We start from the raw sequence: 15119 nt of genomic DNA on the forward strand, positions 1-15119 counted from the left end.
ATGTCACAAATGACCCCAAGAGAAATCGTTTCTGAATTAGATGCCCACATTATTGGTCAACAAGACGCTAAACGTGCCGTCGCGATTGCGCTGCGTAATCGCTGGCGCCGGATGCAACTTAATGATGAACTACGTCAGGAAGTTACCCCGAAAAACATCTTAATGATTGGGCCGACAGGTGTCGGTAAAACTGAAATAGCCCGTCGCCTCGCTAAACTGGCCAATGCCCCATTTATCAAGGTCGAAGCGACCAAATTCACCGAAGTGGGTTATGTTGGTAAAGAAGTAGACCAAATTATTCGTGATTTGGCCGATGTTTCTTTAAAAATCGTCCGCGAGCAGCAAATAAAGAAAGTGAAATTTGCCGCTGAAGAAGCCGCCGAAGAACGTATTTTAGATGCGTTGTTGCCACCCGCGCAAACCGGTTTTGATGATGCACCAACCACTGACAGCAAAACTCGCCAAATCTTCCGTAAAAAATTACGTGAAGGTCAGCTAGACGACAAAGAAATTGAACTTAATGTCGCGGCTCCTCAGGTTGGTGTTGAAATCATGGCGCCTCCAGGCATGGAAGAGATGACGAATCAGTTGCAGGGTATGTTCCAAAGCATGTCGAATACCCCGACCAAAAAACGTAAGCTTACGATTAAAGAAGCACTAAAAGTGGTGCAGGAAGAAGAAGCGGCCAAATTAGTTAATCAAGACGACCTCAAAGAACAAGCAATCGAGTTAGCCGAGCAAAATGGCATCGTGTTTATTGATGAAATTGACAAAATTTGTAAACGTGGTGAAGCCTCGGGCCCTGATGTATCACGCGAAGGTGTTCAACGTGACTTACTACCGCTCATCGAAGGCTGCACGGTTTCAACCAAACATGGCATGATTAAAACCGATCATATTTTGTTTATTACTTCGGGCGCTTTCCAGGTATCAAAACCTTCTGACTTAATTCCAGAGTTGCAAGGCCGACTACCGATCCGTGTTGAGTTAAGCGCATTAACGAGTAATGATTTTATTCGGATCCTAACCGAGCCTAACGCCTCGTTAACCGAGCAGCATAAAGCGCTGTTAGCGACTGAAGGCGTAACGGTTGAATTTACCGAAGATGGTATTAAACGCATCGCAGAAGCAGCATGGCAAGTAAACGAGCGCACTGAAAATATTGGTGCCCGTCGCCTTCACACTGTGCTTGAACGCTTAATGGAAGAAGTATCGTACCATGCCTCTGATCGCAGCGGCGATCATGTCGTGGTTGATCAAGCTTATGTTAATAAGTACCTTGGTGCTCTGATTGAGAATGAAGACTTGAGTCGCTTTATTTTATAATCACCAGCCAAACGACCAATTTTATTGGTCGTTTGGCTAATTTTTTTTGATTATTGATAAAAATCAATGACAATGTAACAACTAACAAGTAGGATGCTAGGCCTTGATTTAAAACAGGTTTTATAGCTCCGCCATGATAGTTCAACGTAAAACCATCTTACATTGTCAATCATCACTGCTCGAATTAACCTTTAATGATGGTTATCACGAGATGTTATCCTTTGAGTTACTAAGAGTTCACTCGCCAGCGATCGCACGCCACCCCAGCAATAATTTCCCACTACTGGTCAACAATAAAGCCTTTGTTAAAATAACGACGATCACAGATGTAACAGATTCCGGCTTAACTTTGAGTTTTGATGACGGTCACAACGCCACCTACATTTGGTCATATCTTTATCAAGTCGCCAAAGATCAGGATCGACTCTGGATTAACTACCTCAAACGATTGAATCAAGCCAGCCAGCTAAAACGTCAGCCCTTAGTGCTTATCTCGGGCTAATCACGCTTAATGACCGCAGCTTGGCGGATCTTGATAATATAATAAATATCTGCAATTGAAATAAAGACGTTTAATACCAATACCGGCAACGCGCCTATTAACGCGCCATAAACAGCAAACATCACCGCCCCAATCAAATTCCAACATCGAAGCTTTAGCATATCTTTAAGCATCAACGAATAAGCAACAATAACCGACGCGACCAGTCCAAACCATTCAACTGCATTCATTGCATCCATAATGTCACCCTTATTAAATTTTTCATCATTGTAGCAAAGCCATTATTTTACTCGAGTTAACAAGCTCAATAATGTTATCGGGCTCAAATAAATAACTTATTAGCTGTAATATTTACAAAAAAAACACTTCACTTATTGGCTGCTTGGGCTACTATTTGATTAGAAAATAATTAGTTAAATACCGGAGTTTGCCATGCAATACAATACGTCTGAATTATGTGACATCTATCTAGATAGCGTTGATGTTGTTGAACCTATGTTTGCCAATTTTGGTGGCCGCAATTCTTTTGGCGGCGAGGTAGTGACAATTAAGTGCCATGAGGCCAATGGTCAGATCAGAGATGTATTACAACGCGACGGCTCTGGCAAAGTATTAGTGATTGATGGCGGCGGTTCGTTAAGACGCGCCTTAGTCGATTTTGAATTAGCACAACTGGCACTTGATAATGACTGGGAAGGCCTGATTGTTTATGGCTGTATTCGAGACGTTGATCTAATTGATGATATTGAATTAGGCATTCAAGCCTTGGCGTCAATTCCGGTATTGGCCAGCGACATCAACGATGGTGAACTCGACATCCCTATTAACTTTGGTGGTGTGACCTTTTTACCTGAAGATCATGTGTATGCCGACTCAACCGGCATAATATTGTCGCCTGAACCATTAGATCTTGAATAATAGCGCCCGCGCATTACCGCAGCAGTGACATCACAGCTGCGGAAACCTTAACCTGCCCTTAGACTTTGTATCAACTTTTTTATTAGCCTTTATATTAGTCTTTGCATTAGCCTTTATAGCCACATCTTGCCCAAAAATAGTATAAAGTATCAGCCAATTAAACTAATTTGAGCCTGCGATGAATCCCTTAATTTTTGCTGATAACAGCTACCTCGACTTATACCTGCATGCTCGCTTTGGCGAAGAACGTCTCGGCCAGAAATTATCCTTGCCGGTTCAAGCAGATTTAGCCGAGTCTCTAACTCGCTTTAAGGCAGATGGTGTACGCTTTGTTTTATTAGGCATACCCGAAGATATCGGACCGCGGGCTAATTTAGGGCGTGGCGGCGCCGATCTTGGTTGGGCCGCTTTTCTTGAACGCTTTTGCAACTTACAGCACAATGCCTATATAAAAGGTGGCGAATTGGCTTTGCTGGGTCATATTCAGTGTCATGATTTGCAAGAACAAAGTCACCAGCTTGATCCACAAATACCGCAAGATCTCAGTAAACTACGCCAATTAGTGGCCCGACTCGATCAGCGAGTAAGTGAGGTCGTTAGCGCGATCGCCCGCCACGACTTAATTCCTATTATTATTGGTGGCGGCCACAACAATGCTTATCCGATAATTGAAGCCATCAGCCAAGCAAAATCGACCCCAATCGCAGCCGTTAACCTTGATCCTCATACTGACTTTAGAGCGCTTGAAGGTCGTCACAGTGGCAATGGTTTTAGCTATGCCAGTGCTCAAGGCCTGCTCAGTCATTACTTTTCGCTTGGCATGCATGAATTAAAAAATTCAGCGGCTAATCTTAAGGCGCTTAATGACCACCACTTTCGCGCGATTAGCTATCAGCAAATTTGGAGTCGACGCGAACTGAGCTTTGAACAAGCGTTGCAGGTTGCCATCAGCTATTTAAACGACAGCGGTCAACCGATTGGGGTTGAGCTTGATTTAGACAGCATTTCGTTTATGCCGGCCAGTGCTTACACCAATTGTGGCGTCAGTATCAGCGATGCCCAATATTATGTTCATAGCATCGGGTCACAACCTAACAGCTGCTACCTGCACTTAGCCGAAGGTGCGCCAATGCAACATCCGGCAGGCCTAAGCGCTGGTAACAGTGATGTTGGCCAAGCTTACGCGACCTTAGTAACCAGCTTTATTCAAGCAAAACAACGGATCGGTGCATAGAACAGGTCCGGCAACTATCCAATCATTATCCCACCATGTAAGTACCGGTACCAAACGCGATATGGTCACCTTTTTCGTTATGCAATTCCATTCGTGCGACAGCCACCTTGTTGCCCGCACGAATCACCTGAGCTGTTGCAATAAATTCTTCACCGCGCCCAGGGCGTAAGTAATCAATCCGTAGATCAATAGTGCCTAAATTTTGTAAGCGGTTAAATACGCTCTGCTGTTCAATGATCTCCATATTTTCTAGTACGCCAGCAAACACCACCATGCCGCCGGCGACATCTAAAATAGTCGCGGTAACGCCACCGTGTAAAATACCATGCACGGTATTGCCAACTAGCTCTGGTTTCATTTTAATAGACAAGGTGACTGAGTCTTTTTGATAACTCACAATCTCTAAGCCAATCAGCTGATGAAATGGCATTTGTTGACCAAAGAACTCCGCGATCATCGCGCGGACATCATCCGCTTTTAGTTGTTGTGACATGCTCTACTTACTCCTTGTCGTTCACTGCAATATTCCACTGTAGATAAAACAGTCGATTTAAACAAGTATTTTAGTGAGACAATCTTGCCGCTGTCATTTACACTAACGCCTTAACTCATAAAGGCAGTATCACTAGTGACACCAACCGAACAATCGATGACATCTCCAATTCAAGTACTGAATCAAGTATTTGGTTACAGCGATTTTCGCGCTGGCCAATTAGACATCATCAATTGCGCCATAGCGCAACAAGACTGCTTGGTCATTATGCCGACCGGTGGTGGCAAGTCTTTATGTTTTCAAATTCCGGCGTTGTTGATGCCTGGTTTAACCATTGTGGTGTCGCCGTTAATCTCACTAATGAAAGATCAGGTCGATAGCCTACAAGCCAATGGGGTCAATGCGGCTTATCTCAATTCAAGCCAAACCCGCGAACAATCAATGGCCATCCTTAATGCAATGCAGTCGGGTGAAATTAAACTGATTTACGTCGCGCCTGAGCGATTAATGCAACACAGTTTCTTGCAGCGGGTGCAGCAGTTGCATGTTTCGATGATTGCAATTGACGAAGCGCACTGTATTTCGCAATGGGGTCATGACTTTAGGCCAGAATATGCCACCTTGGGCCAAATAAAAACGCTGTTGCCGCAGGTACCGGTAATGGCTTTAACGGCAACCGCTGACGATGCGACTCGTCAGGAAATCATTGAACGCTTAAACCTGATCCAGCCTCATTACCATCAGGCCAGCTTCGATCGACCCAATATTCGCTATACCTTGTATGAAAAGTACAAACCTTTTGCCCAGCTACAACAATATTTAAAATCGCAAACGGATAACGCCGGCATTATTTATTGCACCACTCGCAAACAGGTCGAAGAAATCGCGTTTAAACTGCAACAACTCGACCATAAGGTCATGGCTTACCATGGCGGCATGGAGCATATCGATCGGCAATCGGTTCAAGATGCATTTATCCGTGGCAATATTGATATTGTTGTCGCCACGGTTGCCTTTGGCATGGGCATCGACAAACCCGATGTCCGCTTTGTGATGCACTATAACATTCCAAAAAACATCGAGTCGTATTACCAAGAAACAGGTCGTGCAGGCCGTGATGGCATGAATGCCGAAGCCGTAATGCTGTACGATCCAGCCGACATTGGTAAAGTAAGGTTTTTAATCGAGCAAGGTAATAACCCACACCAGCAGCAAGTGGAACACCAAAAGCTCAGCGCAATGTCAGCCTTTGCCGAGGCACAGACCTGCCGCCGCCAAGTCTTACTCCATTATTTTGGTGAATATGGCGGCACTAAATGTGGTAACTGCGATATTTGTCTTGATCCACCGTCGCATTTTGATGGCTCAACCGTGGCACAAAAGGCGTTGTCTTGTGTGTACCGCGTTAAGCAAAGTTTTGGGGTCGGTTATGTGATTGAGATATTACGCGGCTCGAAAAACCAACGTTTGCTTGATTACGGCCATGACAAATTATCAACCTATGGTATTGGCATCGAACACAGCACAGAATATTGGCTCAGTATTTTTCGTCAAATGATCCATTTGGGTTATTTGCGACAAGATATCACCCGCAGCTCAATTTTAGTGCTCACGCCAGCGGCCCGCGCCGTGCTGACGGGTGAGCAAACGATTGAACTCGCCGTGCCGCGATTGCAAGCCATCACCAAAAGCTCGAGCAAACGTTCACGCAAAGACGATTACGATTACGATGAGGTATTATTTGCCAAGTTACGCAGCCTGCGGAAAAAACTTGCCGATGAGTTAGGTAAACCGCCTTATGTTATTTTTAATGATGCGAGCCTAGCCGAAATGGCGGAACAACAACCGCAAACTCCATTTGAGTTGTTAAAAATCAATGGTGTAGGTGATAGTAAGTTAGAAAAGTTTGGTGACCAATTCTTAGATGTTATCCGCCAATATCAATATGATTAATAGTGGCACAAATTTCGCTTTAATATTAAACCCAGCGAACAACGACTGAATTTATCATGACCAAACTGCTATTGATTATATTATTACTGACAACCGTGCTAGCCGCTAAAACCGCCATCGCTAGCACGACAAGCGACCGTGATACCGCAGCCACCTTTAAACAGTCAAGCCAACAAAATAAAATAAAGCTCAGAGTAACCCATCAAATATTTAAGATCGAAAAAATTAATGATACTGCACCGCTGGCGCCAGTAAAGCGCCCTTCAATCAGGGGCAAGGCATTTCAGCGTCAAAAATACGCTAAGGTCAACAACCAGCCGGTTATTAACACCACCAAATAACACCTGATTGCGCGCTACTTACTTATCGCTAATTGGTCAAATATCAGGATTAAACCGCCTAATACGACCTTTGACTAATAGAGATGGCCCCTCGTTTTACGTTATATTAATTACCATATCTAAAATTTTACTTTATTGTCGCTAAAATCATTTGACTGCTAGCCTTAACAGCGGTACAAATAACATCAAGCCACAAATCGATAACACAAATTTAACTTATTACGAGAATTACGCTTCATGACCTTAAACTACAGCATTCTAAAATCTTTACTGCTCTTGCCATTATTTGGTGCGGGTTTGTAGAGCTGTAGTTAATTCTCAGAATACAAAAAACCCGCACCAGCTGCGGGTTTTTCTGTATTTGGTCATCTAATTTTACGTAAACATCTATAACGAGAAGGAACACGACAATGTCGGATCAGGTCATTATCTTTGATACTACCTTACGCGATGGCGAACAAGCCTTGGCTGCAAGTTTAACCGTAAAAGAAAAATTGCAAATTGCCCTCGCGCTCGAACGTTTAGGTGTTGATGTAATGGAAGTTGGTTTTCCTGTTTCTTCTCCCGGTGATTTCGAGTCCGTTCAAACCATTGCCAGAACGGTAAAAAATAGTATTTGTGCCGGTTTGTCTCGTGCAGTTAAAGCCGATATCGACGCGTGTGCCCAAGCGTTAAAAGTGGCTGAGCGCTTTCGCATTCATACCTTTATTTCAACCTCGACCATTCATGTCGAAAGCAAACTAAAACGTAGCTTTGACGATGTATTAGAGATGGCGGTTGGCGCGGTAAAACACGCGAGAAATTATACCGATGACGTCGAATTTTCATGTGAAGACGCTGGGCGAACCCCGATCGACAATTTATGTCGAATGGTTGAGGCGGCGATCAACGCAGGTGCCACCACCATCAATATTCCAGATACGGTCGGTTATACCATCCCAAGTGAATTTGGCGGCATTATTCAAACCTTATTCAACCGTGTACCAAACATCGATAAAGCGATTATTTCGGTGCACTGTCACGATGACTTAGGCATGTCGGTCGCTAACTCTATTACCGCCGTTGAAATGGGCGCGCGTCAAATCGAATGTACAATAAACGGTATTGGTGAGCGTGCAGGCAATTGCTCGCTAGAAGAAGTCGCAATGATTTTAAGCTTACGCCAAGATATTTTAGGGGTAAACACCAACATAAAGACCCAAGAGATTTACCGCACCTCGCAGTTAGTGAGCCAATTGTGCAACATGGTGGTACAACCAAACAAAGCGATTGTCGGTGGCAACGCGTTTTCACATTCATCTGGGATCCATCAAGATGGTATGTTGAAGGCAAAAAACACTTACGAAATCATGACTCCGGCTTCGATTGGCCAACCTGAAAAATCATTGAACATGACCTCGAGATCAGGGCGTCATGTCATTAAACACCGCATGGGTCAGTTAGGTTATCAAGAAGCTGATTTCAACCTTGACGATTTATATGATTCGTTTGTTAAATTGGCCGATAAAAAAGGTCAAGTCTTTGATTATGACTTAGAAGCATTGTTGTTCTTTAATCAACAAAAAGACGAAAATGATCATTACGAGCTAGGTTACCTGAGTGCTCATTCTGGCTCAGGCATGTTGGCGACCGCTAGCGTCAAATTAATCATTGATGGCAAAGATGTGGTAGAAGCTGCCACTGGCAATGGTCCAGTTGAGGCGGCATACAAGGCGATTAATCAAATTACTAACCTGAATATCGACATTATTGATTACTCTTTGGAATCAAAAGGAGAAGGCGAAAATGCCTTGGGTCAGGTTGATATCGTCGCCAAATACAATGGCCAAAGTTTCCATGGTATGGGATTAGCAACTGATGTAGTACACGCATCGGTGCGCGCCTTATTGCACGTATTAAACTTGGTTCACCGAGCCGACTTAGTGGCCGACAAAAAACAACAAATACAGCAGCAAAAGATAGCTGGCGTTTAATAACTTATATTTATAGCATTTTACAGTAGGAAGATGATGAGCAATTCAAACTACAATATCGCAGTATTAGCTGGTGATGGCATTGGCCCAGAAGTGATGGCTGAAGCCATTAAAGTATTGGCTGCAGTGCAACAAAAATTCAATTTTACTCTTAACTATAACGAGCTACCTGTTGGCGGTTACGCAATCGATAACTTCGGCCAGCCATTACCACCGCATACTCTTGCCGGTTGTGAAGCGGCTGATGCTATTTTGTTTGGTTCGGTTGGCGGCCCGAAATGGGCTAACCTAGCGCCAGACGATCAACCTGAGCGTGGCGCTTTATTACCGCTGCGTGGTCATTTTGAATTGTTTTGCAACTTACGCCCAGCGCGTATTTACCCGCAGTTGGCCGAGCTATCACCACTAAGAGCCGATATCTCAGCCCGTGGTTTTGACATTTTATGTGTGCGTGAATTAACCGGCGGCATCTATTTTGGCAAGCCTAAAGGCCGCGAAGGTGAAGGCGAAAATGTTGCTGCATTTGATACCATGCGTTATAGCCGCAAAGAAATTGTTCGAATTGCCCGGATCGCGTTTGAGTCAGCTAAAGAACGTCGCGGCAAGGTGACTTCGGTTGATAAGGCCAACGTATTAGCTTGTTCGGTATTATGGCGTGAAGTGGTTGAAGAAATCGCCACTGAATATCCAGAAATCGAGTTAGAGCATATTTATATCGATAATGCTGCGATGCAAATGATCCGCGATCCGTCGCAATTTGACGTTTTATTATGTTCCAACTTAATGGGTGACATATTATCGGACGAGTGCGCGATGATTACTGGTTCAATGGGCTTGTTACCTTCTGCTAGCCTTAATGCTGAAGGTTTCGGAATGTTTGAACCCGCAGGCGGCTCAGCACCTGATATCGCCGGCCAAGGCATTGCTAACCCGATTGCGCAAATTCTGTCTGCAGCGATGTTATTACGTTTTAGTCTTAAATTAGACGATGCGGCACAAGCGATTGAAAGCGCGATTATTCACGCCCTAGAAAATGGTTACCTAACCCGTGAGTTAGCGAAAAACCCGAGCGATGCTAAAAGCACTAGCGAAATGGGTGACTTTATCGCGCAAGCGATCTTAGACCAAGACTCACCAACGGAGCAGCACTAATGGCTAAAACTCTTTACGACAAAATTTGGCTTGATCATATTGTACGTGACGAACCGAGTGAAACTCCGTTAATTTATATCGATCGTCATTTGGTCCATGAAGTAACCTCGCCACAAGCATTTTCTGGCTTAAAAAGCGCAGATCGCCCATTACGTCATGTCGAAAAAACATTTGCGACTATGGATCACAATACCTCGACCAAATCGCGCTCACTTGACGCCTGCAGTGAACAAGCGCGGATCCAAATCACCACTTTAACGGATAATTGTGATGATTTCGGGGTTCAACTGTATGACATCAACAATATTAATCAAGGTATCGTGCATGTTATGGGCCCAGAACAAGGCATGACTTTGCCGGGCACAACTATTGTTTGTGGTGATTCACATACCGCAACACATGGCGCGTTTGGGGCGTTAGCTTTTGGTATTGGCACCTCAGAAGTCGAACACGTGATGGCGACCCAAACCCTAAAACAGCAAAAAGCTAAATCGATGAAAATCGAAATTATTGGCGAAGTTGGTCTCGGCATCAGCTCCAAAGATATCGTGTTAGCTATTATCGGTAAAATCGGCGCCGCTGGCGGCACTGGTTATATTTTAGAGTATTGCGGTGAAGCAATCGAAAAGTTGTCAATGGAAGCACGCATGACCATTTGCAACATGAGCATCGAATGTGGCGCAAAAGCCGGCATGATTGCCCCAGATCAAATTACCTTTGATTATCTTGAGGGTCGCCCTTATGCGCCTAAAGGTGACGACTGGTTGGCTGCTGTCGCGTACTGGAAAACCCTAAAAACTGATGACGATGCAGTATTTGATGCCGTTGTTCAACTTAATGGTGCCGACATTGCGCCACAACTTACTTGGGGCACTAACCCAGGCCAAGTTATCGCAATCGACCAATTAGTACCATCACCGCAAGATTATGCTGAATCGGTTGACGCTGAATCTGCCCAAAGCGCGCTTGATTATATGGCATTATCAGCCGGCCAACGATTAACAGATGTTAGTATTGATAAAGTCTTTATCGGCTCATGCACCAATAGTCGAATTGAAGATTTACGTGCCGCCGCAGCCGTGATCGAGGGCAAGCATGTTGCGCCATCGGTTAGTGCTATTGTGGTGCCAGGGTCCGGTTTAGTGAAAGCGCAAGCTGAACGAGAAGGCCTAGATAAAATATTTCTCGACGCCGGTTTTGAATGGCGCTTACCGGGCTGTTCAATGTGTTTAGCAATGAACGATGATCGTTTAGAGCCTTACGAGCGCTGTGCTTCGACCAGCAACCGTAACTTCGAGGGACGTCAAGGTCGCTTAAGTCGAACGCACTTGGTTAGCCCAGCCATGGCCGCTGCCGCAGCATGCGCCGGGCACTTTGTTGATATTCGCAGCTTCAATTAGGATCAGCTAAAAATGAATAAATTTACTAAACACCAGGGATTAACCGTCCCGTTAGATGTCGCGAATATAGATACTGACCAAATCATCGCTAAACAGTTTTTGTCTAGAATAACCCGCGATGGTTTTGGCGTTAACCTATTTCATGACTGGCGTTACCTTGATGAGGCTGGCGAGCAAGCTAATCCTGAGTTCAATCTGAACAAGCCGAAATTTAAAGGTGGTAGCATTTTATTAGTGCGTGAGAATTTTGGCTGTGGCTCAAGTCGCGAACATGCGCCATGGGCGCTAGCCGACTTTGGATTTAAGGTAATTATCGCCCCAAGTTTTGCTGATATCTTCTATGGTAACGCGATCAATAATGGATTAATTCCGGTGCGATTGACCGAGTCTGAGGTTGATCAGTTATTTGCACAAACGACCGAAGGCGCTCAAATTACCGTTGATTTAGAACAACTAACCGTAACGGCTCCTGATGGCACTAGTTTTGATTTTACGATTGATCAATTTCAACGTGAATGCTTGATTAATGGACTCGATTCAATTGGTTGGACTTTGCAACACCTCGCTCAAATTGAAGATTACGAGCAATCAATCCCGGCTTGGCGACGTTAGGATAAAATGTCAGCAGCGGGGTAAACTACCGCTGCTGTTTTTCAGCCGCTATTATAAACTGGCATAATATGCCGCTAGGTTGTCAATGTCTTGGTTTGATAATGCACTAGCCATTGGCGCCATTACTGCCGAGGGCCGCTGACCACTCTTAAAATTAAGCAATTGTAACTTTAAATATAATTGCTTTTGCCCCGCCAAGTTAGGGTATAAATCAATTTGAGAGATCCCTTGCTCACCGTGACAATTTTGACAAATTAACGCCTTGTGCTTGCCCGCCTCAATATCAGCACCCGCCATAACACTGCTACTAAGCAACAAAATTAACCACCATACCTTCATTGTTCTACTCCCAAGATAGCAATGGGTAATCACCTTGTTGATGTAAAAATACATCCATTTCCTCACGCGAGGCAAAGCGACAGGTAAAGTCGCCTTGAATATAATGACAACCCATATTTTGTAACTGCACAAACTCTGATAATGAATCGACCCCAACCGCGGTCACCGTCATATCCAATGCCTGGGCCATTCGGATAATGCCTTGAATCAAATTTGCCGTTGTTTGATTATCCTCTAATTGTGAAACATAACTGGCCGATAGCTTAAGCCCTGAGAATGGAAAGCTGCTTAAGTCTGAAATATACGCACCACGCTCGCCAAATTTATCATATTGCAAGGTTAAACCCATCAAGGTCAGCTCCTGCAAAATATCTTCGAGATCAAGCCATTGAGTCGCCATGTAACTTAATGGTAACTCAACCGACACTTGCTCGGCAGCGATGCCGTGCCGCTCTAAAATTTTAGCAAACGACTGCGCAATATGACGATTTCTCAATTGACCATGGGATAAATTAATGGCGACCGAGATATCGCTATAACCCTTGGTCTGCCAGTGCTTAAGATCGATGCAGGCTTGCTCAAACAACCATAAACCCAAGTCAGACATAATGCCACTGGCTTCAGCCACGGCGTAGATATCTTCTCCTTCGATCAGGCCATGCTTTGGGTGCCGCCAGCAAACCATCACCTCAAATTCGGTCACCTTATTACTGGCCAAATCTAAAATCGGTTGATATAGCGTTTTTAGTTTGCCACAGGTAAGTGCTTTAACAATATCTCGGCGTAAATTAAAATGTTTAACCGCCTGTTCGTTTTGCTGCTCACCAAAACATCCAATTCTTTCATTAGCATACCAGGCTTTTTGCAGAGACGACTCGGCGTTCAAGAACAATGAATCAGCATCACTGCCCTGCTCTGGGTAGTAAGCAATACCTAAGCGAATATCAATATCAAAGCTATCTTGAGCAACCACAATGTTTTTCTGGTTTACCTTATCTATTTTTGCCGCCACCACTTCGAGCGCTGAGGTATTAGGCAGATCGGGTAATAATATCGCCAAACGGGTTTGTGACATCCGCGCCAAAGCGTCTTCACTGCGTAACGCACTTCGTAACATCGTGCAATAAGCGGATAATAGCTCACTGCTTTTAACCGTGCCTACCTCAAAAGCCAGTGACTCAATTTCAGTGATATCGAGATAAATAACCGCGACAGTGAGCTTGCGTCTTCTAGCGCGTGCTAACATGCCTTCAAGCCGATCTTTGGCTAAAATATCATTGGCCAGTCCGGTCGCTAGATCATAATTGGCGAGAAAAACCCCGGTCTGTTGCAGCTCCTTCTGGCGAGTTGTGTCGACTGATACCCCGACAAAGTTCTCAATTTCGCCATGTTTATCATAAACAGGTTTTATCGAAATATCGGCCCAATAATAACTACCATAGGGATAGGTGAATTTTAAATTACCGCGCCAACTGTTTTTTATTTGTAGGGAATCCAACATGTTATTAAAAATAAATGGGTCTTTCACAGAACCGTTTAGCAATGAAATATGACGACCGATTAACTGGGCTGATTTGTAACGTGACTGCTGCTCAAACGCCTCATTTATATAAATAAACTCTCCTTGCGGATTGAGGGTAAAAATAGCCAACAACGCCATCTCATTAACGGTCTCTAAAGCCTTTATCCGTACTGGTAATTGTGCGGCTTTTTTGGTCGCTATCGTTAATAACAAGCCCTGACTAGCACTAAAACGGTCACGCATTGGTTGTTGATGAAATTCAACGTCTAGTACTTGTTGATTAAGCTCGACCTGAATCCGGCAGGTCGACGCCTCCATTGGGGATATTTGGGCTAATAACACTGGCGGCAATACAGAACGGACATGCAAACCCTGTAAGTCGTCACGAGAACGACCCAACAGGCTAGTCATCGCTTGATTTATTTTGGCAATATTACCGAGATTATCCATCAGCAAGGAAGCCGTTGGTAATAAATCAAACAACGAATCAGTTAGATCGGTCGCTTGTTGTACTTTTTGCAAATGCACTTGGTGAGCGGAAATTTCAATCGTTTGGATATGAATAAAGGGTTCGCCAGCAAATTCGACCCGATGAGCGGTTAGTTTTACTAACTGTAACTCTCCGCTTGCAGTTACTACGCTAAGATTACATGAGCGATCGCGATCATTTAATAACTTAGTAAGCTCGGTCGACAACTGCCAATCAGCAACATTAATAATGTCTGAAAACGTCTGCGAGCTTAAAACTTGCTGACTTAAACCGCACAAGATTTGCGCGCAGTCATTGGCTGCGACAATAGTGAAACTTTCGGGGGTGATCAGAAACTCGCCAAAACTCGATTTTTTAAACAAAGTTAGCTGGCTCTCTATTTTATTGACGCTCCAGTCGCAGTGAGTCACTACCATAAATTGCTCTGATGACATCGTCAAAGTAGCAAGCGTCAAATTTACAGATCGAACCGACTGATCGGCGCATAATAGCGTTTGCTGGTATGCCTTAGGAATTGAATGACCACGGACTTGTTTGAGAAAATTTGGCTCGTCAGCAGGCAATAGCATTGAGAACGGCTTTCCGATCAACTTAGTGCCAGAGTATCCACTGCGCAAGATAAATTCATCAGAGGCTTGCACCACAATGCCTTGTTGATCAATTGTGACTTGATGCAGTCTGAAAAACTGCACCAACAATTCGTCCGGCTCACTGACGTTCATCCCTGGGAAGTCAAACAATTTACTGTCCATCTATTTTTGTACCCCCTACTGCGACGCTGATGTATAATTTGTCCATTCCACTAGGCTCCATCCTGTTTTTGCGACCAAATAAAATTATGAGCGACAAAGATTTACCCGATAA

The 15119-nt window shown here is 44.3% G+C and carries 14 protein-coding genes; 10 read left to right on the plus strand and 4 right to left on the minus strand.

From position 1 onward, the window contains the following. Positions 1-1326, plus strand: a complete 1326-nt coding sequence (gene hslU, locus HRU23_09340; GenBank protein ID NRA54333.1) for an ATP-dependent protease ATPase subunit HslU — start codon at positions 1-3, stop codon at positions 1324-1326. Between the two features lie 133 nt (positions 1327-1459). Continuing rightward, positions 1460-1828, plus strand: coding sequence for a DUF971 domain-containing protein (locus HRU23_09345; protein NRA54334.1), 369 nt, complete (start codon positions 1460-1462; stop codon positions 1826-1828). Here the strand turns inward: HRU23_09345 and HRU23_09350 are convergent. Continuing rightward, positions 1825-2067 carry a YgjV family protein gene (locus tag HRU23_09350; protein ID NRA54335.1) on the minus strand — a complete coding sequence of 81 codons (243 nt, stop codon included), beginning with the start codon at positions 2065-2067 and terminating at the stop codon, positions 1825-1827. The genes HRU23_09345 and HRU23_09350 overlap by 4 nt on opposite strands. Before the next feature lie 193 nt (positions 2068-2260). Here HRU23_09350 and rraA point away from each other — a divergent pair, with 193 nt between their 5' ends. Next, the gene (rraA, locus tag HRU23_09355; protein ID NRA54336.1) at positions 2261-2746 is read left to right on the plus strand and encodes a ribonuclease E activity regulator RraA; all 486 of its coding nucleotides are present in this window, start codon (positions 2261-2263) and stop codon (positions 2744-2746) included. A 178-nt stretch (positions 2747-2924) separates the two neighbouring features. Then, positions 2925-3980 (plus strand): formimidoylglutamase, encoded by a 1056-nt coding sequence (locus HRU23_09360; protein NRA54337.1) that lies wholly within the window; start codon positions 2925-2927, stop codon positions 3978-3980. 25 nt (positions 3981-4005) lie between these two features. Here HRU23_09360 and HRU23_09365 read toward each other — a convergent pair whose 3' ends face one another. Next, the gene (locus HRU23_09365; protein ID NRA54338.1) at positions 4006-4473 is read right to left on the minus strand and encodes a thioesterase family protein; all 468 of its coding nucleotides are present in this window, start codon (positions 4471-4473) and stop codon (positions 4006-4008) included. Between the two features lie 156 nt (positions 4474-4629). Here HRU23_09365 and recQ point away from each other — a divergent pair, with 156 nt between their 5' ends. The 6 genes from recQ (at position 4630) to leuD (ending at position 11904) form a co-directional block, all read left to right on the plus strand. Beyond that, positions 4630-6426: a DNA helicase RecQ gene (gene recQ / locus HRU23_09370; GenBank protein ID NRA54339.1), complete on the plus strand. Its 1797-nt coding sequence runs from the start codon at positions 4630-4632 to the stop codon at positions 6424-6426. Between the two features lie 56 nt (positions 6427-6482). Then, positions 6483-6767 (plus strand): hypothetical protein, encoded by a 285-nt coding sequence (locus HRU23_09375; protein ID NRA54340.1) that lies wholly within the window; start codon positions 6483-6485, stop codon positions 6765-6767. Positions 6768-7177: 410 nt separating this feature from the next. Continuing rightward, a complete protein-coding gene (leuA, locus tag HRU23_09380; GenBank protein NRA54341.1) occupies positions 7178-8740 on the plus strand; it encodes a 2-isopropylmalate synthase in 1563 nt (520 codons plus the stop codon). Positions 8741-8776: 36 nt separating this feature from the next. Further along, positions 8777-9892 carry a 3-isopropylmalate dehydrogenase gene (gene leuB, locus HRU23_09385; protein NRA54342.1) on the plus strand — a complete coding sequence of 372 codons (1116 nt, stop codon included), beginning with the start codon at positions 8777-8779 and terminating at the stop codon, positions 9890-9892. After that, entirely contained in the window at positions 9892-11292 is a 1401-nt protein-coding gene (gene leuC / locus HRU23_09390; protein NRA54343.1) for a 3-isopropylmalate dehydratase large subunit, read from the plus strand. The genes leuB and leuC overlap by 1 nt, the downstream gene beginning before the upstream one ends. Positions 11293-11304: 12 nt before the next feature. Further along, the gene (gene leuD / locus HRU23_09395; GenBank protein NRA54344.1) at positions 11305-11904 is read left to right on the plus strand and encodes a 3-isopropylmalate dehydratase small subunit; all 600 of its coding nucleotides are present in this window, start codon (positions 11305-11307) and stop codon (positions 11902-11904) included. A 51-nt stretch (positions 11905-11955) separates the two neighbouring features. Here leuD and HRU23_09400 read toward each other — a convergent pair whose 3' ends face one another. Together HRU23_09400 and HRU23_09405 are read right to left on the minus strand one after the other, a co-directional pair. Then, positions 11956-12243, minus strand: a complete 288-nt coding sequence (locus HRU23_09400) for a c-type cytochrome (GenBank protein NRA54345.1) — start codon at positions 12241-12243, stop codon at positions 11956-11958. Positions 12244-12247: 4 nt separating this feature from the next. Then, complete coding sequence (locus HRU23_09405; GenBank protein ID NRA54346.1) at positions 12248-15007, minus strand: EAL domain-containing protein; 2760 nt, start codon at positions 15005-15007, stop codon at positions 12248-12250. Positions 15008-15119 lie beyond the last annotated feature (112 nt).

The sequence above is a fragment of the Gammaproteobacteria bacterium genome, from assembly GCA_013214945.1.
Taxonomy (GTDB): Bacteria; Pseudomonadota; Gammaproteobacteria; order Enterobacterales; family Psychrobiaceae; genus Psychrobium.

Excerpts from the sequence above, each read along its gene's own strand:
- leuD (NRA54344.1), top strand. The coding sequence starts at position 11,305 with ATGAATAAATTTACTAAACACCAGGGATTAACCGTCCCGTTAGATGTC.
- HRU23_09405 (NRA54346.1), bottom strand. The coding sequence starts at position 15,007 with ATGGACAGTAAATTGTTTGACTTCCCAGGGATGAACGTCAGTGAGCCG.
- HRU23_09375 (NRA54340.1), top strand. The coding sequence starts at position 6,483 with ATGACCAAACTGCTATTGATTATATTATTACTGACAACCGTGCTAGCC.
- HRU23_09360 (NRA54337.1), top strand. The coding sequence starts at position 2,925 with ATGAATCCCTTAATTTTTGCTGATAACAGCTACCTCGACTTATACCTG.
- HRU23_09345 (NRA54334.1), top strand. The coding sequence starts at position 1,460 with ATGATAGTTCAACGTAAAACCATCTTACATTGTCAATCATCACTGCTC.
- HRU23_09400 (NRA54345.1), bottom strand. The coding sequence starts at position 12,243 with ATGAAGGTATGGTGGTTAATTTTGTTGCTTAGTAGCAGTGTTATGGCG.
- HRU23_09365 (NRA54338.1), bottom strand. The coding sequence starts at position 4,473 with ATGTCACAACAACTAAAAGCGGATGATGTCCGCGCGATGATCGCGGAG.
- leuC (NRA54343.1), top strand. The coding sequence starts at position 9,892 with ATGGCTAAAACTCTTTACGACAAAATTTGGCTTGATCATATTGTACGT.
- HRU23_09350 (NRA54335.1), bottom strand. The coding sequence starts at position 2,067 with ATGGATGCAATGAATGCAGTTGAATGGTTTGGACTGGTCGCGTCGGTT.
- leuB (NRA54342.1), top strand. The coding sequence starts at position 8,777 with ATGAGCAATTCAAACTACAATATCGCAGTATTAGCTGGTGATGGCATT.
- recQ (NRA54339.1), top strand. The coding sequence starts at position 4,630 with ATGACATCTCCAATTCAAGTACTGAATCAAGTATTTGGTTACAGCGAT.
- leuA (NRA54341.1), top strand. The coding sequence starts at position 7,178 with ATGTCGGATCAGGTCATTATCTTTGATACTACCTTACGCGATGGCGAA.
- rraA (NRA54336.1), top strand. The coding sequence starts at position 2,261 with ATGCAATACAATACGTCTGAATTATGTGACATCTATCTAGATAGCGTT.
- hslU (NRA54333.1), top strand. The coding sequence starts at position 1 with ATGTCACAAATGACCCCAAGAGAAATCGTTTCTGAATTAGATGCCCAC.